At 66.1% G+C, this 23,570-nt stretch carries 24 protein-coding genes; 21 read left to right on the top strand and 3 right to left on the bottom strand.

Going from position 1 to position 23,570, the window contains the following annotated elements; translation table 11 throughout:
- Positions 1–59: 59 nt before the first annotated feature.
- From AC3IMC_RS04925 to AC3IMC_RS04995, 15 genes are all read left to right on the top strand, one after another.
- On the top strand, positions 60–1,925 hold the full coding sequence (locus AC3IMC_RS04925; protein WP_490917296.1) for a polysaccharide biosynthesis protein: 1,866 nt from the start codon (positions 60–62) through the stop codon (positions 1,923–1,925).
- Positions 1,922–2,947, top strand: coding sequence for an MraY family glycosyltransferase (locus AC3IMC_RS04930; RefSeq protein ID WP_490917297.1), 1,026 nt, complete (start codon positions 1,922–1,924; stop codon positions 2,945–2,947). The genes AC3IMC_RS04925 and AC3IMC_RS04930 overlap by 4 nt, the downstream gene beginning before the upstream one ends.
- A gap of 99 nt (positions 2,948–3,046) precedes the next feature.
- The gene (locus AC3IMC_RS04935) at positions 3,047–3,529 is read left to right on the top strand and encodes a Cg1360 family ATP-synthase-associated protein (protein ID WP_490917298.1); all 483 of its coding nucleotides are present in this window, start codon (positions 3,047–3,049) and stop codon (positions 3,527–3,529) included.
- Positions 3,522–3,860, top strand: a complete 339-nt coding sequence (locus AC3IMC_RS04940; protein WP_490917299.1) for an AtpZ/AtpI family protein — start codon at positions 3,522–3,524, stop codon at positions 3,858–3,860. Before AC3IMC_RS04935 ends, AC3IMC_RS04940 begins: the two co-directional genes overlap by 8 nt.
- An 81-nt stretch (positions 3,861–3,941) precedes the next feature.
- Positions 3,942–4,742 (top strand): F0F1 ATP synthase subunit A, encoded by an 801-nt coding sequence (gene atpB, locus AC3IMC_RS04945; RefSeq protein ID WP_056335080.1) that lies wholly within the window; start codon positions 3,942–3,944, stop codon positions 4,740–4,742.
- A 109-nt stretch (positions 4,743–4,851) separates the two neighbouring features.
- The gene (gene atpE, locus AC3IMC_RS04950; RefSeq protein ID WP_009356484.1) at positions 4,852–5,055 is read left to right on the top strand and encodes an ATP synthase F0 subunit C; all 204 of its coding nucleotides are present in this window, start codon (positions 4,852–4,854) and stop codon (positions 5,053–5,055) included.
- A gap of 51 nt (positions 5,056–5,106) precedes the next feature.
- Entirely contained in the window at positions 5,107–5,658 is a 552-nt protein-coding gene (locus tag AC3IMC_RS04955) for a F0F1 ATP synthase subunit B (protein ID WP_490917300.1), read from the top strand.
- Entirely contained in the window at positions 5,658–6,485 is an 828-nt protein-coding gene (locus tag AC3IMC_RS04960) for a F0F1 ATP synthase subunit delta (protein WP_490917301.1), read from the top strand. The genes AC3IMC_RS04955 and AC3IMC_RS04960 overlap by 1 nt, the downstream gene beginning before the upstream one ends.
- A gap of 78 nt (positions 6,486–6,563) precedes the next feature.
- Positions 6,564–8,201, top strand: a complete 1,638-nt coding sequence (gene atpA / locus AC3IMC_RS04965) for a F0F1 ATP synthase subunit alpha (RefSeq protein ID WP_490917302.1) — start codon at positions 6,564–6,566, stop codon at positions 8,199–8,201.
- Between the two features lie 73 nt (positions 8,202–8,274).
- Positions 8,275–9,162 (top strand): F0F1 ATP synthase subunit gamma, encoded by an 888-nt coding sequence (locus AC3IMC_RS04970; protein ID WP_454484388.1) that lies wholly within the window; start codon positions 8,275–8,277, stop codon positions 9,160–9,162.
- Positions 9,163–9,245: 83 nt separating this feature from the next.
- Positions 9,246–10,700 (top strand): F0F1 ATP synthase subunit beta, encoded by a 1,455-nt coding sequence (atpD, locus tag AC3IMC_RS04975; RefSeq protein ID WP_490917303.1) that lies wholly within the window; start codon positions 9,246–9,248, stop codon positions 10,698–10,700.
- Position 10,701: 1 nt separating this feature from the next.
- Entirely contained in the window at positions 10,702–10,986 is a 285-nt protein-coding gene (locus AC3IMC_RS04980; RefSeq protein WP_018760117.1) for a F0F1 ATP synthase subunit epsilon, read from the top strand.
- Between the two features lie 10 nt (positions 10,987–10,996).
- Complete coding sequence (locus tag AC3IMC_RS04985; protein WP_490917304.1) at positions 10,997–11,428, top strand: DUF2550 domain-containing protein; 432 nt, start codon at positions 10,997–10,999, stop codon at positions 11,426–11,428.
- Positions 11,429–11,433: 5 nt separating this feature from the next.
- Positions 11,434–12,744 (top strand): alpha/beta hydrolase, encoded by a 1,311-nt coding sequence (locus tag AC3IMC_RS04990; RefSeq protein ID WP_490917305.1) that lies wholly within the window; start codon positions 11,434–11,436, stop codon positions 12,742–12,744.
- Between the two features lie 32 nt (positions 12,745–12,776).
- The gene (locus tag AC3IMC_RS04995) at positions 12,777–15,302 is read left to right on the top strand and encodes a bifunctional lysylphosphatidylglycerol flippase/synthetase MprF (protein ID WP_490917411.1); all 2,526 of its coding nucleotides are present in this window, start codon (positions 12,777–12,779) and stop codon (positions 15,300–15,302) included.
- A gap of 94 nt (positions 15,303–15,396) precedes the next feature.
- Here the strand turns inward: AC3IMC_RS04995 and AC3IMC_RS05000 are convergent, their stop codons facing one another.
- Positions 15,397–15,600: a cold-shock protein gene (locus AC3IMC_RS05000; protein ID WP_003804766.1), complete on the bottom strand. Its 204-nt coding sequence runs from the start codon at positions 15,598–15,600 to the stop codon at positions 15,397–15,399.
- Positions 15,601–15,914: 314 nt separating this feature from the next.
- Complete coding sequence (gene nucS, locus AC3IMC_RS05005) at positions 15,915–16,610, bottom strand: endonuclease NucS (RefSeq protein WP_490917306.1); 696 nt, start codon at positions 16,608–16,610, stop codon at positions 15,915–15,917.
- A 79-nt stretch (positions 16,611–16,689) separates the two neighbouring features.
- Here nucS and AC3IMC_RS05010 point away from each other — a divergent pair, with 79 nt between their 5' ends.
- Together AC3IMC_RS05010 and AC3IMC_RS05015 are read left to right on the top strand one after the other, a co-directional pair.
- Positions 16,690–17,043, top strand: a complete 354-nt coding sequence (locus AC3IMC_RS05010; protein WP_490917307.1) for an Rv1322 family protein — start codon at positions 16,690–16,692, stop codon at positions 17,041–17,043.
- A 45-nt stretch (positions 17,044–17,088) separates the two neighbouring features.
- Entirely contained in the window at positions 17,089–17,883 is a 795-nt protein-coding gene (locus AC3IMC_RS05015; RefSeq protein WP_490917308.1) for an alpha/beta hydrolase, read from the top strand.
- A 6-nt stretch (positions 17,884–17,889) separates the two neighbouring features.
- On the opposite strand, the gene AC3IMC_RS05020 is transcribed toward AC3IMC_RS05015, so the two are convergent.
- Positions 17,890–19,206: an AI-2E family transporter gene (locus tag AC3IMC_RS05020; protein WP_490917309.1), complete on the bottom strand. Its 1,317-nt coding sequence runs from the start codon at positions 19,204–19,206 to the stop codon at positions 17,890–17,892.
- A 191-nt stretch (positions 19,207–19,397) separates the two neighbouring features.
- On the opposite strand from AC3IMC_RS05020, the gene AC3IMC_RS05025 reads away from it, so the two are divergent.
- Genes AC3IMC_RS05025 through AC3IMC_RS05040 form a run of 4 tightly spaced genes read left to right on the top strand, consistent with a single transcriptional unit; the run spans position 19,398 to position 23,539 of the window.
- Positions 19,398–21,107 (top strand): DUF8094 domain-containing protein, encoded by a 1,710-nt coding sequence (locus tag AC3IMC_RS05025; RefSeq protein ID WP_490917310.1) that lies wholly within the window; start codon positions 19,398–19,400, stop codon positions 21,105–21,107.
- A gap of 51 nt (positions 21,108–21,158) precedes the next feature.
- Positions 21,159–22,148, top strand: a complete 990-nt coding sequence (locus tag AC3IMC_RS05030) for a co-chaperone YbbN (protein ID WP_490917311.1) — start codon at positions 21,159–21,161, stop codon at positions 22,146–22,148.
- Complete coding sequence (locus AC3IMC_RS05035) at positions 22,148–23,245, top strand: NADH:flavin oxidoreductase/NADH oxidase (protein WP_490917312.1); 1,098 nt, start codon at positions 22,148–22,150, stop codon at positions 23,243–23,245. Before AC3IMC_RS05030 ends, AC3IMC_RS05035 begins: the two co-directional genes overlap by 1 nt.
- 15 nt (positions 23,246–23,260) lie before the next feature.
- Positions 23,261–23,539 carry a DUF3253 domain-containing protein gene (locus AC3IMC_RS05040; RefSeq protein ID WP_490917313.1) on the top strand — a complete coding sequence of 93 codons (279 nt, stop codon included), beginning with the start codon at positions 23,261–23,263 and terminating at the stop codon, positions 23,537–23,539.
- The last annotated feature ends 31 nt before the right edge of the window (positions 23,540–23,570 follow it).

A 23,570-nucleotide genomic window follows, 5' to 3' on the forward strand; every position in this document is an offset into this window, starting at 1 on the left:
GGGGAATTTTGAAACAGGCGCCTGGCCGCCGTGGTAGTGGAAGTCGGTTGCAATCTCCGTTGAGTACGAAATCTGAAACGCGCGCACCTGCCGCAGTACGGGACGAGAAGCCCGCCCTCTGGATCTGGATCCAGCTCTTCCTGGACTCCATGTCGTGGGTCGTGGCAATCGTCCTGGCGCTGCTGCTGCGTTATGAGATGGGCATCCGCGTCGAACAGTTCGCCGGCGCGCTGGTGATCTCCGCCATCGCCATCGTCGCGCAGGTTGGAGCAGGGTACTCCCTGGCCCTGTACCGGGGCAGGTACCCGTTCGGCAGCTTCCAAGAGGCCAGGGCACTGGTCTTCGTCACCGTCATCGCCGCGGCCTCGATCACTGCCAGCTTGCTGGTCCTGTACGAGGCCATCAACATCGGCCGCAGCGTGGGCCTTATTGCCTTCCCCTTCGCCTGCCTGTTCATGGCCGCCACCCGGTACGCCAAGCGGCTGTACGTGGAGGGCAAGGCCCGTCCCGGCGACGGTGCCCAGAACACCCTGGTCTACGGCGCCGGCTTCCTCGGGAACTCGCTGGTGACCCGGATGCTGCAGGACCCCGACTCGCCGTACTTTCCCGTCGGCCTGATCGACGACGATCCCGCCAAGAAACACCTCCGCCTCTCCGGCGTCCAGGTGCAGGGCCGCGGCGACGACCTTCCTGCCATCATCCGCCGCACCCGCGCCACGGTCCTGGTCGTGGCCTTCGCCAACGTCGAGGCTACGGTGGTCCGCCGCATCTCCGACGCCGTGGCAGGGCTGAACGTCCGCGTGCTGGTGCTGCCGCCACTGCGGGACATGCTCGGCAGTGGTGCTCCTGCCGGTTTCTCCGACTTCCGGGACGTGGCCGTCGAGGACCTGATTGGCCGTCGCCCCGTCGACATCAAAGTGGACGAGATCGCCGGGTACATCAAGGACAAGCGCGTGCTGGTCACCGGCGCCGGTGGCTCGATCGGCTCGGAGCTTTGCCGCCAGATCGTGCAGTTCAATCCTGCGGAACTGATCATGCTGGACCACGACGAAACCGGGCTGCAGCAGACCCAAATCTCCATCACCGGCCGCGGCCTGCTGGCCGGCCGCGATACGGTGCTGGCCAACATCCGTGATGGTGAGGCGCTCCGGGACATCTTCGAGGACCGCCGGCCGGAAGTGGTGTTCCATGCCGCAGCCCTGAAGCACGCCCCGTTGCTCCAGCAGTATCCGGTCGAAGCGTGGAAGACCAATGTGTGCGGCACCCTGAACGTGCTGCGGGCGGCCCAGCGCGCCGGCGTCTCGCACTTCGTGAACATCTCCACCGACAAGGCGGCGAACCCCACCACCGCCCTGGGCCACTCCAAGCGGGTGGCCGAAAAGCTGACGGCGTGGATGGCCGGCCAGACCGGCAGGACGTTCGTCTCCGTGCGCTTCGGCAATGTGATGGGCAGCCGGGGCTCGATGCTGCCCCTGTTCACCGAGCAGATCCGGGTTGGCGGTCCCGTGACTGTCACCGATCCCGACGTCACCCGCTTCTTCATGACGATTCCTGAGGCGTGCCAGCTGGTGATCCAGGCCGGCGCCATTGGCGCCGGCGGGGACGTGCTGATCCTGGACATGGGCGAGCCGGTGCGCATCCTGGACGTCGCGCAACGGATGATCGCGATGTCGGGCAAGGACGTGCAGATCATCTACACCGGCCTGCGGCCCGGTGAGAAACTGCACGAGGAACTCGTGGGCACGGGCGAACTGGATCAACGGCCGCTGCATCCGAAGATTTCCCACACCCGCGCCACCGAGCAGGATCCGGACAAGCTGGACCTCCAGGTCTGGCTGGCCCGGTGCGAGGCGGAACAAGGCATCAACGGAGTCATTCCGGACGACCAGTCCGACGACGCCGGCGAGATCAGGGTGGCGTCATGACCCCGCTGGTCCTCGTCGCCGTGATCACCCTGCTGGCCAGCCTGCTGCTGCCCTTTGCAGTAAAGCCGTGGCTGGTGCGGATGGGCGTGGTGGATGTCCCGTCGGCCCGCTCGTCGCACGTCAAAGTGACCCTTCGCGGCATGGGCGTCGCCACCGCGCTCGCCACGGTTATCGGCTATGGCGCCGCGGTGCTGCTGGGCGTCGTCACCGTGGACCGTTCGTTGTCCGCCGTCATGCTCGGCATCATTTCCGCGTGTGCCGTGGTGGGCTGGATCGAGGACCTGCGCGGCATGTCCATCCGTGGCCGGGCAGCGGCACAACTGGGCATCGGGGCCGCGGGTTCGGCGCTGCTGATCATGCTGACGGGGCAGTCTTTCTGGTGGCTGCCGCTGGCTGCGGTCGCCATCGCTGCGTACGTCAATATTGCCAACTTCATGGATGGCGTCAATGGCATTTCCGGGCTGCACGGCGTCACGGCCGGCGGCGCCTATGCGGTGGCAGGGATGCTGGCGGGGCAGCCCTGGCTGACCGCAGGCGGAGCGGTGCTGGCCATGTCCTTCCTCGGGTTCCTGCCGTGGAACCTGGGCCGGGGTTCGGTCTTCCTGGGCGACGTCGGCAGCTACCTGCTGGGCGCGTCAGTGGCGGCCCTTGCAGTGGCGGGCTTCCTTGGCGGCGTCTATGTCGAGTACGTCCTCTCACCGATCCTGGTCTATGCCGCCGACACGGGCTATACCCTGCTGCGCCGGATCAAGGCGGGGGAGCGGTGGTACGCGTCGCACCGCGAGCACGTCTATCAGCGCCTCACGGACGTCGGTTTCACGCACCTCCAGTCGGCTGCCACCGTCACGGCATGCACCGCTGCCGTCATCATGCTCGGGTTCGTGGCCGCCACGGCGCCGCTTCCTGTCGTGGCTCTTTGCGTGGCCGCGAGCCTGCTGGTACTTGTCCTTTACCTGGCCAGCCCCGACCTGATCCGCCGGTACCGCCGCCGGTCCAAGGTGACCCGCCTGCCGGTGACCTAGCCGTGTTCTATCTCGTGTAGAATTTGAGTGCAGCCCAAGCTGCCACTCCACCCCCTGCCTCCTGGCGATCTGCCATGTGGTGCCGACGATTGGGATCGAATGACCTCCAACGCCGAGTCCGGACCTGCATCCGGCCATGGCCACGTTGGCGCCTCCGGTCCCACCCGTTCGCTCTGGCTGAACCTGCTCAGGCGCAGCTCCATCGCCGCCGTGTCCGGACTTGTGCTGTGCGCGGTCCCTGCGGGCCTCCTCAACGGAGCCAGCGGCGCCGTATCCAGTCTCCTTGGCGGCCTGCTGGTGATGCTGTTCTTCGGCATCAGCCTGCTGGTGGGCCACTTCGTGGGACGGCGCAATCCGTCCGGTGCGATCGGGATGTTCGTGGCCACCTACTTCATTAAGGTGGTTGGCTTTGCCGCCGTCCTGTTCGTCGTGGGTACCCCTGACTGGCTCGATGGCCGCTGGTTCGTCATCGGGGCGGTCGTCGCCGTCGTACTGTGGCAGGCTGCTGAGATCCATGGTTTCAGCAAAGCCCGCCTGCAGATCTACAACGATCCAGAGGAGAAGGAGGCCCCCAATGCGTAACGCACGCAAACGCGGCGCTGCCGGAAACGGCAACCGCGGCTCCGGCGCATCCGCTCCCGGCGTTTCCGGGGACAACTCCGACGGCGGATACAACGCCGGGATGGCCGTCTTCAGCTACATCATTGGCGGAATCATCGTCTGGAGTTTGATAGGGTGGGGACTGGATTATCTGTGGGGAACGCGCTGGATTGTGCTCGCAGGCGCTCTGCTTGGAGCCGTCGGAGGTTTTTACCTTTCCCACATGCATGGCCTCACCAGTTCCCGCAAAAAAGCTGGTGAGCGTCCTGCTGCCAGCGGGCCGTCCAAGGACGGCGACACGAATGCCAAATAATTTCACAGGGGGAACAGCAGGCCGCCAGGCCCTTGGTCCCCGCCCAACGCCCAATGATGGACACTGCAGAGAGGAAACGCGTTGATCGCGCTTGCGCTCCCGGCCCAAGATTCAGGAGAGTTTACTCCTCCTGGTATTAACGAAATGCATTTGCCGGCAATCCTGCCGTGGGGTGCCGCAGAAGGATTCTCCAAGCAGATGCTGCTGGTCCTCCTCTCTGTCGCCATTATCGCCACCTTCTTCGTGCTTGCCGCACGCAAGCAGCAGCTGGTACCCGGCAAGCTCCAGTTCGCCGGCGAGGCCGCCTACGGCTTCGTCCGCAACGGCATCGCCAAGGACATCATCGGCGGCAGGGACTTCATCAAGTACGTCCCCCTGCTGTTCAGCCTGTTCTTCTTCATCCTGGTGAACAACATCTACGGAGCGATCCCGCTCATCCAGCTGCCCACGTTCTCCCACGTCGGCGGAGCCTACGTGCTGGCAGGGCTCGTCTACTTCACCTGGATCGCCATCGGCGTCAAGAAGAACGGCCTGCGCTACTTCAAGCTGGCCACCGTTCCGTCCGGTGTTCCGTGGTTCATCCTGCCGATCGTGATCCCGATCGAGATCATCTCCAACTTCCTGGTCCGTCCCGTGACGCACAGCCTCCGTCTGTTCGCCACCATGCTCGCCGGCCACCTCATCGTGATGATTGCCGGATCCGGCATCGAGTACCTGGTCATGCAGGAGAACGTCCTGCTCAAGGGCACGTCCGTGCTGGTGCTTGCCGGCGCCATCGCCATGTACATGCTTGAAGCCCTGATCATGGTCCTGCAGGCCTACGTGTTCACGCTGCTGACCGCGATCTACATCGAAGGTGCCCTGCACGCCGACAGCCACTAGGCCCACGCCGCCGGGAGCACCGCTCCGGCGGCACTTACAGAATTCCCCTCGCGGGGATGAAGCAACCCAAACAACCTGCCACATGGGTGGCATCTTGAAAGGAAGAAAAATGGAAGGCAATCTCAACCTCGTAGGTTACGGTCTGTCCGCAATCGGCGGTGGTATCGGTGTTGGCCTCGTCTTCGCTGCCTACATCAACGGCGTTGCACGCCAGCCTGAGGCCCAGCGTGTGCTGCAGCCGATCGCGTTCCTTGGCCTTGCGCTGACCGAAGCCCTCGCCATCCTCGGCCTGGTCTTCGCCTTCGTTCTCTAGTCCTAGAGCGAAGCGAACTTTCAGAACCGAGTAGAAAAGGACGGGTGAAACATGAATCAGCTGATCATCTCAGCCGCCACTGAGGGCGAAGTCAACCCCCTGATGCCCAACCTCTGGGAAATGGGCGTTGTCCTCGTGGGCTTCCTCATCCTCTTGTTCATCGTGGTCAAGTTCGTTGTCCCGATGTTCGAAAAGACCTTCGCCGCGCGTGCCGAGGCCATTGAAGGCGGCATTGCAAAGGCTGAAAAGGCCCAGGCTGAGGCGTCTGCTGCACTCGAAGAGTACAAGCAGCAGCTGACCGACGCCCGCACCGAAGCAAACCGCATCCGTGAGGAAGCCCGCGCCGAAGGTGCACAGATCCTTGCGGACCTCAAGGAGAAGGCTGCTGCCGAGTCTGCCCGCATCACTGCGCAGGCCCACGCACAGATCGAGTCCGAGCGCCAGGCGGCCGTTGTGTCCCTGCGCTCCGAGGTAGGCACCCTGGCTACCACCCTTGCCGGCCGCATCGTGGGCGAAGCGCTCAACGACGACGAGCGTGCAGCACGGGTTGTTGACCGTTTCCTGGCAGATCTGGAGACCCAGAACGCAGGTGCAGCTAAGTAATGGCAGGCGTATCGAGCGAATCGCTGGCAACAGCGCTGACCGCGCTGGAGGCCAAGCTTCCTACCGCGTCGCTGCAGCTGGCAAAGGAACTCTTCGGAATCCTGGAAATGGTGGACAGCTCGGCTGGCTTGCGCCGTGCCCTGACTGATCCGTCCCGGAACGGTGACGAAAAGTCGGCGCTGGTCAGGAAGCTGGTTGGCGGAAAAGTCTCCGCTGATGCCGCAGAGATCGCGGGCGGATTGGCCGGTTCACGCTGGGCATCGGCGCGGGACATCGGCGATGCACTCGAGACTCTTGCCGCAACGGTGGTCATTTCCGTTGCTGAAAACAAGTCGGCCGTTTCTGCCTCCGGCATCACTGGCCTGGAAGAGCTGGAGAACGAGCTGTTCTCCTTCAACCAGGCTGTGGCTTCCAGCCACGAGGTACAACGTGCTCTGTCCGAGCCGCAGGCCAGCGCCGCCGCCAAGGCTGCGCTTGCCGAAAAGCTGGTGCCCGGTGTCAGTGAGGAAGCCAAAGTCCTCATCACCCAGGCAGTCACCCAGCCCCGCGGCATCAAGGCCACGCGCCTTGTGGAACGGTTCGCCGAGCTGGCGGCCAAGCGGCAGCAGCGCTGGATTGCTACGGTCAGCGTGACCCGCCCCCTGACGTCGACGCAGCTGTCCCGCCTCCAGGCGGGCCTGAACGCGCTGTACGGGCGGGAACTGAAGGTCAACGTCAACGTTGACCCGGCACTCATTGGCGGCATCCGCGTTCAGGTCGGTGACGAAGTGCTCGACGCTTCGGTGATTGCCCGGTTGAACGAACTGCAACGCCAGCTGGCCGGTTAGCCGGACAAGCACAACCAAACTGATAGAAACCCCGGTCATCTAACGGTGATCACAAAAACAGGAGAGCAGGGACTGCAGATGGCCGAATTGACCATCAACGCCGACGACGTCCGTAATGCGCTGAACGAGTTCGCGGCGTCCTACGAACCCGGAAACGCAGAGCGCGTAGAGGTCGGCCGCGTAACCACCGCTAGTGACGGCATCGCCCGTGTTGAGGGCCTTCCCTCGGTCATGGCGAACGAGCTGCTGCGCTTCGAGGACGGCACCCTGGGCCTGGCCCAGAACCTTGACGTCCGCGAGATCGGCGTCATCATCCTCGGTGACTTCACCGGCATCGAAGAAGGCCAGGAAGTCCACCGCACGGGACAGGTTCTGTCCGTCCCCGTCGGTGACGCCTTCCTCGGCCGCGTGGTCGACCCGCTGGGCGTGCCCATCGACGACCTCGGCGAGATCAAGGCCGAAACCACCCGTGCGCTGGAGCTGCAGGCTCCCGGCGTGACCCAGCGCAAGTCGGTTCACGAGCCGATGCAGACCGGCCTGAAGGCCATCGACGCAATGATCCCGATCGGCCGTGGCCAGCGCCAGCTGATCATTGGTGACCGCCAAACCGGCAAGTCCGCCATCGCGATCGACACCATCATCAACCAGAAGGCCAACTGGGCTTCCGGTGACGTGACCAAGCAGGTCCGTTGCATCTACGTCGCCATCGGCCAGAAGGCGTCCACGATCGCCGCCATCCGCCAGACCCTCGAGGACAACGGCGCGCTGGAGTACACCACCATCGTGGCGTCTCCCGCTTCCGACCCCGCAGGCTTCAAGTACCTGGCACCGTACGCCGGTTCCGCCATCGGCCAGCACTGGATGTACGGCGGCAAGCACGTCCTGATCGTGTTTGATGACCTGTCCAAGCAGGCAGAGGCCTACCGTGCAGTATCGCTGCTGCTCCGCCGCCCGCCGGGACGCGAAGCCTACCCGGGCGACGTCTTCTACCTGCACTCCCGCCTGCTGGAGCGTTGCGCCAAGCTCTCCGACGAGCTCGGTGCCGGTTCCATGACGGGCCTGCCGCTGATCGAGACCAAGGCGAACGACGTTTCCGCCTACATCCCGACCAACGTCATCTCCATCACCGACGGCCAGATCTTCCTGCAGTCGGACCTCTTCAACGCCAACCAGCGTCCTGCTGTCGACGTGGGTGTTTCCGTGTCCCGCGTGGGTGGTGCCGCACAGGTGAAGTCCATGAAGAAGGTCTCCGGTACGTTGAAGCTGGACCTGGCCCAGTACCGGGACATGCAGGCATTCGCTATGTTCGCCTCGGACCTGGATGCGGCGTCCCGCCAGCAGCTGACCCGTGGTGCCCGCCTGATGGAACTGCTCAAGCAGGGCCAGTACTCGCCGTTCCCGGTCGAGGACCAGGTTGTGTCCATCTGGGCCGGCACCAACGGCTACCTGGACGACGTTCCGGTTGAGGACATCAGCCGCTTCGAAGCCGAGTTCCTGGAGCACCTGCGCCACAAGTCCTCGATCCTCACCACGCTGGCCCAGACCAACGTGCTGGACGACGACACCGTTGCCGCTCTGAAGTCCGCGATCGTCGACTTCAAGAAGGGCTTCTTCGGCGAGGGCGACAACCAGCTGGTAGGCGCCGGCCACGAGGAGCATGAAGCTATCTCCGAGGGCGACGTTGACCAGGAAAAGATCGTCAAGCAGAAGCGCTAGTTCCGCATCGTCCAGGTGTGCCGGGCCGCAGGGTCCGGCACACCCGGCGACGGAATGTTAGGAAAGGATAAGTATGGGAGCCCAGATCCGGGTCTACCGCCAGAAGATCAGCTCGACCACGTCGATGCGCAAGATCTTCAAGGCGATGGAACTGATCGCTACCTCGCGCATCGGGAAGGCCCGTGCGCGCGTAGCAGCTTCACTGCCTTACGCGAACGCGATCACGCGCGCCGTTTCTGCTGTCGCCAGCCAAAGCGAAATCGACCACCCGCTGACCACTGAGCCGGAGCAGATCCGCCGTGCCGCAGTCCTGGTAATCACCTCGGACCGCGGCCTGGCCGGTTCCTACTCGGCCAGCGTCCTCAAGCAGGCGGAAGGTCTCAACGAGCTGCTCCACGCCGAAGGCAAGGAAGTCAAGACCTACCTCGTGGGCCGCAAGGCCCAGGCCTACTTCGATTTCCGGGGCCGCGAGTATGCGCGGGTCTGGACCGGAGGAACCGACGCCCCCGAGTTCAGCACCGCCCGTGAAATCGGCGAGGCACTGCTGGCCGACTTTGCGGCGTCCTTCGAAGACGGCGGAGTGGATGAGATCCACGTTGTCTACACCCGCTTCAAGTCGATGGTTACGCAGGAGCCCACGGTCATCCGCCTCCTGCCGCTGGAAGTAGTGGAAGAGCAGGCCTCCGAGACGGACCTGCTGCCGCTCTACGAGTTCGAGCCGGAAACCGAGCAGGTCCTCGACGCGCTCCTGCCGCGCTACATCGAAGCACGCCTGTTTGCAGCAATGCTGCAGGCCGCTGCCTCCGAGCTGGCCGCACGCCAGCGGGCGATGAAGTCGGCAGGCGACAACGCAACGGAACTGATCAAGAAGTACACGCGTCTGCGCAACACGGCCCGCCAGGCCGAAATCACGCAGGAACTCTCCGAGATTGTTGCCGGTGCCGACGCCTTGGCGTCGTAGCTTCTGCCACCTCGGTTCCCGCGGAACCAGCAAGACCACAGATAAACTTAACCCCACGCCATCTACTGAGTGAAGTGAGAGAGATGACTGCCACTGCTACCGAACACGTAGCCGCAACGGCCGGTGCCACCGGCCGTATTGCGCGCGTCATCGGCCCGGTTGTCGACGTCGAATTCCCGGCTGACGCAATCCCGTCGATCTACAACGCCCTCACCACCGAGATTACTCTCAACGGTGAAACCAAGACCATCACGTTCGAGACCTCCCAGCACCTGGGTGACAACCTCGTCCGCGCCATCTCCCTGCAGGCAACCGACGGACTTGTCCGCGGCACCTCCGTAGTGGACACCGGTGCCCCCATCTCCGTTCCTGTCGGTGACGGTGTCAAGGGCCACATCTTCAACGTGCTGGGCCAGCCCCTGGACGTTGCAGAGTCTGAGCTGGACGTCAGCGAACGCTGGCCGATCCACCGCAAGGCTCCCAACTTTGCTTCCCTCGAAGGCTCCACCGAGATGCTGGAGACGGGCATCAAGGTCATCGACCTCCTCACCCCTTACATCAAGGGTGGAAAGATCGGCCTGTTCGGCGGCGCAGGCGTGGGCAAGACCGTTCTGATCCAGGAAATGATCACCCGTGTTGCCCGCAACTTCGGTGGTACTTCCGTCTTCGCCGGTGTCGGCGAGCGTACCCGTGAGGGCAACGACCTCTGGGTCGAAATGGAAGAGGCAGGCGTCCTCAAGGACACAGCCCTTGTCTTCGGCCAGATGGATGAGCCGCCGGGAACGCGTCTGCGCGTGGCCCTGTCCGCCCTGACCATGGCGGAATACTTCCGCGATGTCCAGAACCAGGACGTGCTGCTCTTCATCGACAACATCTTCCGCTTCACCCAGGCAGGTTCCGAGGTGTCCACCCTGCTGGGTCGTATGCCGTCCGCCGTGGGCTACCAGCCCAACCTGGCTGACGAGATGGGCCTCCTGCAGGAACGCATCACGTCGACCAAGGGCCACTCCATCACCTCGATGCAGGCCATCTACGTCCCCGCTGACGACTACACCGACCCGGCTCCGGCCACGACCTTCGCACACCTGGACGCGACCACGGAACTTTCCCGTGAAATCGCCTCCCGTGGTCTGTACCCGGCCGTTGACCCACTGACGTCCACCTCGCGCATCCTGGACCCCCAGTACATCGGCAAGGACCACTACAACACGGCGGTCCGTGTGAAGCAGATCCTGCAGAAGAACAAGGAACTCCAGGACATCATCGCCATCCTCGGTGTCGATGAACTCTCCGAAGAGGACAAGATCGTCGTGTCGCGTGCACGCCGCATCCAGCAGTTCCTCTCGCAGAACACCTACACCGCGAAGCAGTTCACGGGTGTCGAAGGCTCCACGGTTTCCATCAAGGACACCGTCGAAGGCTTCGCCGCGATCTGCGACGGCGACCTCGACCACATCGCGGAGCAGGCGTTCTTCAACGTCGGTGGCCTCGATGACGTTGAGCGCCAGTGGGCCAAGATCCAGGAACAGACCAAGTAATATGGCTGAGCTTGAGGTTGAGATTGTCGCAGCGGACCACTTCGTGTGGTCCGGAGCGGCCAAGATGGTCAAGGCCCGCACCAGCGATGGTGAAATCGGAATCCTGCCCGGCCACTCGCCCCTGCTGGCGATCCTGGCCGAGGGTGAGCTGGCAATCCAGCCGGTTTCCGGGGACCGTATTGCGGTAGATGTCGATGGCGGGTTCTTCTCCGTCGACAACAACCGCGTGGTTATCGTTGCTGACAACGCCCAGCTGGGCGGCTCGGCTACCGCTGGGATCCGCTAGCACGACCTTGATGGACGCAGCAGATTTTCCGTTCATCGCCTTGGCAGTCACTTTCGGATTGCTGATTTTTGCACTGTGCCTTTCGGGGGTGCGCCGCTTCAACCTGCGGCGTGCCCTCGGCACCGTGGACGCCTCCATTTGCATGGCTGGAAACAGCTGGCAAATGGGGGTTTGTCGTTATCAGGACGATTGCCTTGAATGGTTCCGGCTCATCTCCCTGAGCGTGCGCCCCAAGCACACGTTCAGGCGCAGTTCCCTGGAACTGCTGGGCCGACGCCAACCTACGGAGGCGGAAGCCGTGAAGGTGCAGCCGGACGTGGTGATCGTCGAACTGCGCTACGAGGGACGGGACCTGCGCCTGGCCATGAAGTTCGATGCCTACACCGGCCTGTCATCCTGGCTGGAAGCGGGACCCGTCATCGGCGTGGGCACCTGGCGCTAGCCAACGTGGACTGGTTTTCGGACATCCGGCTCACGGACGGGCCACTGTACTGGACCGTCCTGGTATTGGGAACAGGCGCCGCTGCCTTGCTCCTGGTGCCTCCCCGGTGTGCCCCGGCGAGGTTGTGGCTCTCCCGGATAGTGATTGCGGCGGCCGGAGCATTCGCGCTGGTGGCCACCGTGCACTGGGCGCTGATCAATGTCTTCACGGTCTTTCCCGAGGACCTGCCTGACCCCGTGCTGATGTGGCTGGTGCCCGCCGTGGCGGCCGTCCTCCTTGCGCTGCTCCGGCTGCCGCTGACCGATTGGCGCAGACGCGGTGGAGCAATCCTGGCAGCGCTGCTGGTAGTGCTGCTCTCGGCCCTCCAGATCAATGCCTATTTCGGGCTGAACCGGACCGTCAGCGACCTGATGGGCACCGCCCTGGCCCGGATCCCGGCCCTGGAGCAGGACCTCATGCGCCGCTCCGGCGAGTCCGACGGCGTGCCGCTGCAGGGCTGGAAGCCCGACGGCGAGCTGCCGGCCGGGGGAGTCCTCCGGAGGTCGCCGATTCCCGGCACATCGTCCGGGATGAACAACCGTGACGCTTATATCTACCTGCCCCCTGCCTACTTTGCCCACAACCGTCCAGCCCTCCCGGTCCTTGTCCTGGTGGCCGGCCAGCCCGGTGGCCCCGCTGACTGGCTGACCGGCGGCGCTATCCGGGGGCACATGGATTCCTTTGCCGCGGCGCACGGCGGGCTGGCACCGGTGGTGGTGATCCCCGACCCCAACGGCTCCCAATCCGCCAACACCATGTGCATGGACAGCAAGATCGCCAACGCGGACACCTACTTATCCCAGGACGTGCCGCGCTGGATCAGTTCCACCCTTGCCATCGATACCAACCACAGCCACTGGGCAGTGGGCGGATTCTCCTTCGGGGGAACGTGCGCTGTCCAGATGGGCACCAGGCACCCTGACGTCTTCGCGGACGTCCTGGCGTTCTCCAGTGAAGCAGAGCCCGCCATTGCCAAGGAACGGCAGAAGACCATCGACGCCTCCTTCCCGGGAAAGCCGGAGGAATTCACCCAACAGTTGCCACTGGAGATCATGAAACACCAACGGTTCGAGGCCAGCGGCATGTACCTGACCGCAGGCCAGAACGACCCCGAATTCGTGGGGTACCTCCACACGCTGGCCACTGCGGCGGAGGGCGCCGGCTTCACCGTGCGCGCGTACGTCGTTGAACACACCGGACATTCCTGGGATACCTCGTCGAAACGGATAGCGGACGCCTTGCAGTTCCTGGCCGACCGGTGGAGGATGCAGCCGTGAACGCCCCAACCAGGGACCGAACAGTCACGCTGATGTGGTCCAGCGTGGGCCGGCCGGCAGTCCGGCAGGCCCTGGCGACGCTGAAGTCAATGCCGCTCACTCTGTGTGTCCTTGCCGCTTTCCTCGGAGCCGGTGCCGTGACCGGGAGTTACCTGGACGGACCGCCCGAGAAGCTCCTGTGGCTGGCCTCCGTCAGCGGCCCGGACCTGCGGGCCGGCAACTGGTGGCAGCTCTTCACCAGCATCTTTTTTGCGACTAATCCGCTCGCGTACCTGACCGCGTCCCTCATGATCGTCCTGTTGCTGGGACTGGCAGAGCGCAGGCTTGGCCGGCGTGCCGCCGTCGGACTGTTCTTCGGTGGCCAGTTCGCCGCCGTGACCCTCTTCCTGCTGGTGACCCAGCTGGCGGTGTACGGTGGCGACGGCTGGCTGGACCGGATGGTCGATGACCGGCTGATCGGGCCGTATGCTCCGGTCCTGACCGCGGGACTGGCCGCCAGTGCCCGCATGCCGCTGCTCTGGCAACGCCGGCTCCGTACCGCGGTGCTCTCGGTCTCGATCCTGCTGGTCCTCTATGTGGGGCACGCCGAAACCGTGATCGGCCTGATCGGTGCGCTCCTGGGCCTCCTTGCCGGCTGGTGGATCCAGGGCGACCAAGGGCGGCTGCACCGGCACCGGTCCACGGGCCGCGAGACGAGGAACCTGCTGGCGCTCACAGTGGCCGTGTTTGCCGTGGGGCCGATCCTGACCGGGATCACGCGTGCTCCTACCGGTCCTCTCGCCCTGCTGCGCGATGTGGTGCTGAGCCCGATGCCCACCCTCAGCCAGCTGGTGTTCAACTGTGGCGCCACCGTGGACCCCTCCTGCCTGGAGACCGGCCGTGCCGGGTTTGCGGGTCCCTTCGGGCTGGCCCTGGCCATTGTCCCCGTCATCCTGCTGCTGATCTGCGCCGACGGCATGCGCCGTGGCCGCAGGCTGGCACTGAACATCGCGCTTGCCATCCAGCTGGCGGTGACAGCCCTGGCGACTGTGTACCTCACGCTGTTCGCACTGGTCCCGTCACGGCTGCAGGGTCCGCACGCCACGCCCCTGGCCTCCGCCTTTGCCCACGTGCTGCCCCTCGTTGTGGTGCCGTTGCTGCTGTCAGTGGTGCTGTGGCTCAACCGCCGGCAGTTCCGCGTGCAGACCCAGCCGGGAGCCCGGCGCACGCTTGGCGTGGTGGTGGGCGGGACCTGGCTGACCCTTGCCAGTTTCTACACCGTTGCCTGGTTTGGTTCCGGCGGCCTGGCCCGCGACGGGGGAGTGCTGGGACTGCTGGCCGAACTGGCCCGGCAGTATGTCCCGGTGCCCATTCCGCAGAACTTCCGCCGGGTCTTCGGGGCCCGGGACAGCGCCGAGGCGTTCCTCTTTGCCTATTCCGGCCCCATCTTCTGGCTCGTCACCCTGGTGGCGGTGTGGTGGGTGCTGGTCGGCCGCCACCACGGGCACGTCTTGGGCGGGCAGGACAGGGACCGGGCACGGGAACTCCTCCACCAAGGCGGCGGTCCGCTGTCCTGGATGGCCCTGTGGGAGCCCAACACCTACTGGTTCAGCCCGGACGGCAAGGGCGCGGTGGCGTTCCAGCAGCACGGCACGGTGGCGCTGACCCTGGGCGGGGCGTTCGGCGACCGCCGGGCAGAGCAGGCAGTCACAGAGGGATTCCTGGACTATTGCCGCAGCCAGGCGCTGATACCTGCGCTGTACTCCTGCGACGACACCCTGTGGCCGGTTCTGCGCGAGCGGGGCTATTCGCGGGTGGCTGTTGCACAGGAGACCCGGCTTGCCCTGCACGAGCTCGAGTTCAAGGGCAAGGAATGGCAAAACGTCCGCACCGCGCTGAACCGCGCCGCCAAGCTGGGGGTCGAGGCTGTGTGGGGCTCCTACCATTCGCTGCCCGCAGCGCTGCGGTCCCGGTTGAATGAAGTGTCCGAGGAATGGGCGGCCGGGAAGTCGGTTCCCGAGATGGGCTTCACTTTGGGCGGTGTGGACGAGCTCGATGACGAGGAGGTCCTGTGCTGCCTGGCCGTGGACGGCAACGGGACGGTCCACGGGGTGACCAGCTGGCTTCCCGTGTACGACGGCGGGCGGCTGGTCAGCCGCACACTTGACGTCATGCGCCGGGGCAGCGAGGGGTTCCCGGGGGTGATGGAATTCCTGATCGCCTCCGCGGTGCTGGAACTGCATGATTCCGTGGATGTGATTTCGCTGTCGGGTTCACCGCTGGCCAGCCGGCCGGAGATCCAGGCGCAGGAGGGGGCGGGCGATGGCGGCGCCCGCGACGAGGAAGCGGAGAACCTCGTCCGGATCCTGGATCTGGTGGGCCATGCCCTGGAACCTGTCTACGGGTTCCGCTCGCTCGCGGCTTTCAAGTCCCGGTTCAAGCCGGAGTACCGTGCGCTCTACCTGTACTACCAGGACCCGCTGCACCTGCCGGCCATCGGCAGGGCACTCACCCGCGCCTACCTTCCGGGACTTTCCCTGGCCCAGGGGGCCCGCCTGGTGCGGAAGCTGGTCTCGTAACAGAAATGGTCCCCCGGCGTATTCGCCGGGGGACCATCTCTTCCGCTGACGGCCGCACGCGGCGGCCGGACGGGTAAGGCTGAACGGGGTCAGACTAGACGACGGTTACGCCGGTAGCCTGGGGACCCTTGGCGCCCTGGCCGATCTCGAACTGAACACGCTGGTTCTCGTCGAGGGTCTTGAAGCCGCCGGTCTGGATCTCCGAGTAGTGAACGAAGACATCGCCGTCGGAGTCATCCGGGGTAATGAAGCCGAAGCCCTTTTCAGCGTTGAACCACTTGACGGTTCCCTGTGCCATTTATTTCTCCTCATTGTGGAACTTATTTAAGAACGGCACACCTCGTACCGGTCTTGGTCACTCCGCGAGAAGAACCTGGATTGCCTTGCCTGAAAGGGTCCGGCGCTGCAGGAGCTTCGCGCTCGCAACATGTCTTGCGAGCATGAAAAACACCTACACAAAGACTGAGACAAGAATTTCATGCCCATTCCCGCAGGTCAACGGCCCGGACAGGAAAAGGGAGAAATTTTGGGTAAAAAGCCGGTAACGCGAAACAGGGCGTTCCGGAGGGCGGTGCGCTCCGGTGGGGAGCGGACAGGAACCCTGGAAGGGGACTAGAAAAGCCGCGATTCGATGTCGTCGACGCCGCGCATCGCATCGTAGTCGAGGGTGACGCAGTCAATGCCGCGGTCGTTGGCGAGGACCTTGGCCTGCGGTTTGATCTGCTGCGCGGCAAAGATCCCCCGGACCGGGGCCAGCAGCGGGTCCCGGTTCAACAGTTCCAGGTACCGCGTCAGCTGCTCCACGCCATCGATGTCCCCCCGGCGCTTGAGTTCGATGGCCACCGTGGCACCGTCGGCGTCCCGGGCCAGGATGTCCACCGGCCCGATGGCGGTGAAGTACTCGCGCCGGATCAGGGAGTACCCCGGCCCCAGCGTCTCGATCTGCTCGGCGAGGAGCCGCTGCAGGTCCGCTTCCACCCCGTCCTTAATCAGGCCGGGGTCCACGCCAAGGTCGTGCGAGGATTCACTGAGCTTTTCGTGGATGTTGATGATCAGCCGGTCGTCGGTCTTGGCCGACTGGACCGTCCACTGCTCCACGACGCCAAGCTCCAGGTCGACGTCGTCCGGTGAGGAAACGCGGAGCGTGGCCGGCGGGCTCATCCAGTTCAGGGGCTTGTAGGAGCCGCCGTCCGAGTGCACCAGCACCGAACCATCCGCCTTCACCAGCAAGAGCCTGGTAGCGAGCGGGAGGTGGGCTTTAAGCCGGCCAACATAATCAACGGAGCAATGGGCTATCACAAGTCGCACGCCGTACAGACTACCGCGTGGGCACCCGCGGGCCGTGCCGGCTCCCGGTCCTGCCGGCCGGCTGGGGCAGAATGGATACATGCCGCGCTCCAACCGACCCCGCCGCCCAGCCTCCGGCAAGGATGCCGCTCCAGGCAGGGGAGCGGGGCGCAGGAACAGCGCCGATGTCCCCGAACTGGACCTTGAACGGGCACGGGCCGGCATCGTCCGCCGGGAAAGCGCCCCCGACGGCGAGTGGATGGTGCGCACCATGACGGCGAAGAAGGCCGAGAAGACGTACATCTGCCCCGAATGCTCCACGGCCGTCCTGCCCGGAGTCGCGCACCTGGTGGTCTGGAAGGACGACCACCTCTTCGGTGCCGCGGCCGGCCTGGCCGAACGCCGGCACTGGCACACCAACTGCTGGATGTCACGAAGCTACCGCTACCGCTGATGTCTTCCGCCGCAGCCCCGCCCGGCTCTCGCTAAGCTGGCAGGCATGACTTTTGATCCGGCGTCGTACCACTTCACCCCGTCCGCGGGCCCCGCTCCCATCCGTGCCTCCACTGTGCTGCCCGCACTCAGGGAGAACATCGAACTGCAGACGGAGGACGGCCACACCCTTGTGGGCGAGCTGGCCCTTCCGGAATCGGGGCCGGTGAAGGCCACGCTGATCACGCTCCACCCGCTGCCCACGCACGGCGGGTTCATGGACTCGCACGTCTTCCGCAAGGCCTCCTACCGCCTGCCCGCGCTCGCCGGCATCGCGGTGCTGAGGTTCAACACCCGCGGCACAGAGTCACCGCGGGGCACCAGCACCGGCGGCTTTGAAGAGGGCATCGGCGAGCGGTACGACGTCGAGGCCGCCGTCCGCTTCGCCGTCGACCGTGGCCTGCACAACCGCTGGCTGGTGGGCTGGTCCTTCGGGACGGAGCTGGCGCTGATGTACGGCGCCGTGGAGCCGGTGGCCGCGCAGATCGAGGGCGCCGTGCTGCTGTCGCCGCCGCTGCACCGTGCCACCGACAAGCACCTTCAGCAGTGGGCGGAATCGGGCAAGCCGCTGACGGTGCTGGTGCCCGAGCACGACGACTTCCTGCAGCCTGCCGAGGCGGCGGCCAGGTTCGCCCTGGTGCCGCAGGCAAAGGTCGTGGGCGTGGAAGGCGCCAAGCACCTGTGGGTGGGGGAGAAGTATGCCGCGCGCGTGCTTAATGACATCGTGGCACTGGTCAGCCCCGGCGCCGGCGTTCCGCTCCCGCAGGAATGGGACGGCCCGACGGCGACAGCGGCCACGTAGCTCCGGCTAGTGCTGGTCCTGCCGGACGATGTAGATCTCCCGGACCAGGAGCATGACGGCGGCGGCCGTGGGGATGGCGATCAGGGCGCCCAGCACGCCAAGCAGGCTGCCGCCGGCGATCACGGAGATCACCGCCACGGCGCCGGGAACGGCCACGGCCTTCTGCATGATGCGCGGCGAGATGAAGTAGGCCTCGAACTGCAGGTAGGCGAAGTAGCAGACGGCGTAGACCGCGGCGGCCTGCCAGCCCTCCGTGAGGGACACCAGCACCACCACGATGCCGGCGATCATGCCGCCCACCAGGGGAATGAAGGCGAGCAGCGCCACCACGAACGCCAGGAGGAGGGCAAATGGGATGCCCACGATGGACATGACGATGAAGGCGAACGTGGCGTTGAGCAGGGCCACGCAGGCCTGCCCGATGACGTAGTTGCCCACTGAGCGCGTGATCTCCTCCGACAGCGCGGCCACGCGCTTCCGGCGGGAACGCGGTGCCAGCCGGTAGCCCCATTTCTTCATGGCCGGCAGCGCCGCCAGGAAGTAGAGGCTCAGGACCAGGACGATCAGCGTGCCGAAGAGGGCGTTGGCCACGGTGGAGCCGAAGCCCACCACGCCACCGAAGATCCCGCCCATGGCGGCGGGGTCGTTGACGAACTTGGCCAGTTCCTCGGAGATCCGGTCGCGGATGCCGAACTGATTGTCGACGCTGTGGAAGAAGTCCGAATCCATGAAGGTGCGCACCCAGTCCGGCGCCTGCTGGACGATTTCCGACACCTGTTCCACGATCGTGGGAATCAGGGTGGCGAAGAATCCGACGACGGCGCCCATCAGGACCGCCACCGAGACCAGGATTCCGGCCGGACGGGGAATCTTCCGGTTCTCCAGCCAGCCGACCACCGGTTCAAGGCCCAGGGCGATGAACAGCGCCGCCACGATCCACAGCAGCAGCTGCGTGGTGTGGGAGCCGATCCAGTAGACGAGCAACGCCAGTCCCACGCCCACTGTGCCCATGAACCCCATGTACAGCGGATGCTGGGGAGACATGCGGGGCCCGGGGTGCCCGAACTGCGGCTCCTCGTCGTTGTCGTGGTCCGCTTCGGGCGCCTGTCCTGCATACTCCGGCGGCATTTCGAACCGGAGCCGGGGCTGCGCGCCGGGCAGGGGCTGCCGGAGCCTGCGCACCACCTGGCCAAGGGCCGCCGCGGCGGTGCCCCGGCGCCGGGCGGCTGCCATGCCCACCGGGGCCACGGGGGCCGGAGCGGCGCCCCTGGAGTCCCCGGAATTTCCGGCTTCCGCCGAGGACGGGTCCGTCTTGTCAGTCACTGGTTTTTGGGGCCTGTTCCGTGCGAGGCGCCGCCTCGGCGGGCCGGTGTGATGATCATCGCAAACACTATCAGCAGGCTTGTCAACGGGAGCGGAAGGCGACATCCGGGAGGCCGGGCCGCCCCGCCCCGGGCGGCGGAAACCGGGCCCGTGGTAACAAAAAGGTTACTATTGAGGGCAAACCCCCGCTGATGATAGGTGTTCCCTTGCGTTTAAAGACTGCAGTCGCACTCGTGCTGCTCGGCCTCCTGACACTTTTGGCCGGCATCGGCCAGAGGACCATCTGGGCTCCATCGGAGACGTTCACCGCTGCCGTCCCCGCGGACGCCGCTGCCGCTCCGCTGACCGTCATTGACCAGAAACTCCGGACCCTCCACGAGGGACCGGTCAAGGTGACCGTCCAGGGCGACGGCAGCTTCATCCTGGCCGCCGGCAGGCCCGACGACGTCCAGGCCTGGGTCGGCCCGACGGCCCACAACACCATCTCCGGGGTTTCCGAGGACGGCAAGTCCCTGCAGGTTGAACACGCCGACGGCGACGCCACGGCGCCGAACCCGGCCGGGTCCGACCTCTGGGTCGCCAGCGAAAACGCCAGCGGTGCGCTCGAATACACCTGGACTCCGCCAGCCGACGGTGACTGGTCCCTGCTGCTGGCCGCCGACGGCACCAAGCCCGCCCCCGCGTCCGTGTCCATGACGTTCCCGAACGATACCTCCACCCCCTGGGCCGTCCCCCTGATGGTTATCGGCGGCCTGCTGATCCTGGGCGGCATCGCCCTGGCCGTGCTTTCAGGGCGCCGGAAGGACGGCGGGGCCGATGGCGAAAGCGGCGGTGGGAGCAGCAGCTTTGCGCAGCGCGCCCGTGCCCGCAGCCAGGCGAAGTCTTCCCCGTCGCGGCTGACCATGCTGGCCGCCGGCATGACGGCCGCCGCGCTGGCCGGAACCGCGGCGGCCGCCCAGGCCGCCACTCCGTCTCCCGCCCCCAGCGGAAACGCTTCCGCGCCCGCAGCTTCCGGCGGCCTGCCGGTACTGCTGGATTCCCAGTTCCGCCGCATCCTGGAGCAGGTCTCCAGCGCCACCGATGCGGGCGACGCCGCCAAGGACGCGGCAAAGCTCGCGGACCGCGTAGCCGGCCCCGAACTGGAAGTCCGCACGCAGAACTACAAGATCCGCTCGCAGGTGGGCTCCTACGAGCCCCGCATGCCCGTGCGCTCCACCAAGCTGCTCACCACGGTGGTCACCAGCGACCGGAACTGGCCGCGTTCGGTGCTGGCCGTCACCCAGGGCGAGGGCAACGTGGTCCCGCAGATCCTGACCCTCGTCCAGCAGTCGCCGCGCGAGAACTACAAGCTGATGGAGACCACCCCGCTCCAGCCCGGAACGACCTTCCCGAACATCAGCCGGGGAGGCACCCAGACCCCGGCCCCCGCCGACAAGGCCGGCCTGCTGTACAGCGGGGAGGAGGCCATGTCCGGGCTCGCCGACAGGCTCACATCCGCCGACTCGCCCTTCAAGGACAAGCTGGTGGAGGGCGAGTCCTCGCCCTACATCGCCGACACGCTGTCCTACCAGGCGGAGGTGGCCAAGGCCGGCGAGAACGGCAACTTCACCTTCACCCACAAGGTGGTCCCGGAGAGCACCGTGGTGTTCCGGACCTCCGACGGGGGCGCCCTGGTGCTGGGCAGGATCAACTTCGGCTTCGAGGGAACACCCAAGGCTGCCGGAGACAAGCTCACCATCGGTGACGACGCCGCAGCCCTGGCCGGCGGCAAGGAGACCACCACGGGGATGGTCCTGAACTTTGCCGAGTCAATGGCGGTGTACGTACCGCCGGCCGGTTCCAGCGACCCGATGAAGCTCGTTGCCGCCACCCGCGGCCTGGTAGGGGCCAGCTTCAAGTAGCCCCTGGCTGTATTACCACCGGCGGCGGCCGGAGTGGCTAGAGTGGGAAACATGAGTTCGCCAGCTTCCCGTCCAGTCCCTCCTGCCGCCGCCAACCCGCTTAACCTGCGTGGCGCCGTCGACCTTTCCTCGCTGAAGCGCCCGGCAGCTCCTTCCGGGGCCCAGCCCGGTGCCGGCGCGGGGGCGCCCCCGGCAGGGCAGCCCGGCGCACAGGCAGGTGGACCGGAGCTGAAGGTCAACGTCACCGAAGCCAACTTCCAGCAGCTGGTGGAACTCTCTGCGCAGGTGCCGGTGGTCTTTGCCCTCTGGGCCTCCTACTCCCCGGAGTCCGGGCGGATGCTCGAACTCCTGGACAGGGTGGTGGCAGGCTACGGCGGCCGGCTGGTCCTCGGGGCGGCCGACATCGAAGCCTTCCCGCAGCTCGCCCAGGCCTTCCAGGTGCAGGCAGTGCCTACGGCGGTCGCCGTCCTGAAGGGCCAGCCCGTGCCGCTCTTCCAGGGGGCAGCGGATGAACAGCAGGTCCGCAGCCTGTTCGAGGAACTGCTCAAGGTGGCCGCTGCCAACGGCGTGACCGGAAGCCTGGGCGGGGAAGCTGCCGCGGAGCAGGCGCCGCCGCCGCTTCCGCCGCTGCACCAGGCCGCTTTTGATGCCATCGAGGCCGGCGACTATCCCGCCGCTGCCGAGGCTTACCGGCAGGCCCTGAAGGAAATGCCGTCAGACCACGACGCCAAGGCAGGGCTGGCACAGGTGGAGCTCATGGGGCGCCTGCAGTCCCTGTCGGCCCAGGATGGCGATGCGCTGCGCACGCTGGCGGCCAACGAACAGGACAACCTTGAGGCGCAGCTCGGTGTGGCGGATCTGGACATTGCCGGCGGGCACGTGGACGACGCCCTGAACAGGCTGGTGGCGTTCATCGGCCGGAACTTCGGCCCCGAGCGGGAGACCGCGCGGGTCCGGCTCCTGGAACTGTTCGACGTCGTGGGCGCCGCTGACGAGCGTGTGGCCAAGGCCAGGCAGGCGCTGGCCCGGGTGCTCTTCTAGTGCCGGGCCTGTTCGATCCGCTGGCGCTGCGGTCGTTGGAGTTGCAGCACAGGGGCTGGGTCTCGCCCATGTGCCAGTACAGCTGCGATCCCGACGCCGCCCCGGGGGTCCCCAACGACTGGCACCTGGTGCACCTGGGCGGCTTTGCGGTGGGCGGCGCCGCGATGATCCTGACCGAGGCGGCGGCCGTCAACGCTGAGGGCCGGATCAGCCCCCGCGATGCCGGGCTGTACAACGACGAACAGGCAGCGGCCTGGGAGCGGATCATTACCTTTGTCCACCGGAACGGCACTGCCGGCACCCGGATCGGCGTGCAGCTGGCGCACGCCGGACGCAAGGCGTCCACGTACTGGCCGTTCTCCGGCAAGCACGGGAGCGTTCCGGTTTCCGACGGCGGCTGGGACACGCTGGGGCCGTCCACAACCTCTTTTGAAGGCTACGCCGCCCCTGCTGCAATGACCGTGGACCAGATCCACGGGGTGATCGCCGATTTTGCCGCCGCAGCGGTCCGTGCGGTGGACGCAGGCTTTGACACCATGGAGATCCACGGGGCCCACGGCTACCTGCTGCACCAGTTCCAGAGTCCGCTCATCAACCAGCGCGACGACGAGTGGGGTGGGGATGAGGCTGGCCGGAGCCGGCTGATGCTGGCCGTGGTTGACGCCGTGCGGGCTGTTATTCCCGATTCCATGCCGCTGCTGCTCCGGATCTCGGCCACGGACTGGGCGCCGGGCGGGGTGGACCAGGGCGCCTCGGTCCGGCTTGCCCGCGAGGCGGCCGCACGTGGCGTGGACCTCGTGGACGTCTCCAGCGGCGGGGCAGTGGCCCACCAGCAGATCAAGCCGGGGTTGGGCTACCAGACCGGGTTCTCCGCCGCCATCCGGGAAGAGGCTGGAGTCGCCACCGGCACCGTGGGCCTGGTGACCACTCCCGGCCAGGCCGAGCATGCCATCGCCACCGGACAGGCTGATGGCGTCTTCATCGCCAGGGCGGCACTGAGGGACCCCCACTGGTGGCTCCGCGCGGCCTTCGAACTGGGCCATGATCTCGCCTGGCCACCACAGTACGAGCGCGCCGTTCCCCGGCGGACCTTCTGAGCCTGTGATCTGCAGATGACCCGCGAGCCGCCGCACGAGGCATCACGTCCGACGGACCAGGAGCTTGAAGCCGCCATCCTGGGCCTGCTGGCGTCGCGCGCGGCGACCGCCACCATCTGCCCGTCCGATGCTGCCCGCAGGGTGGGCGGGGACGACTGGCGGGGCCTGATGGAGCCGGTACGCCAAGCGGCACGGCGGCTGGTGGAAGCCGGTGAGGTCCAGGTCACGCAGGGCGGCTCCGCGGTGGATCCCGCTACTGCCAAGGGGCCGATCCGTATCCGCAAGGTCCGCTGACGAAAGCTGAACTGACGGCCGGCCGGACCCG

Source organism: Arthrobacter sp. E70 (assembly GCF_058266945.1).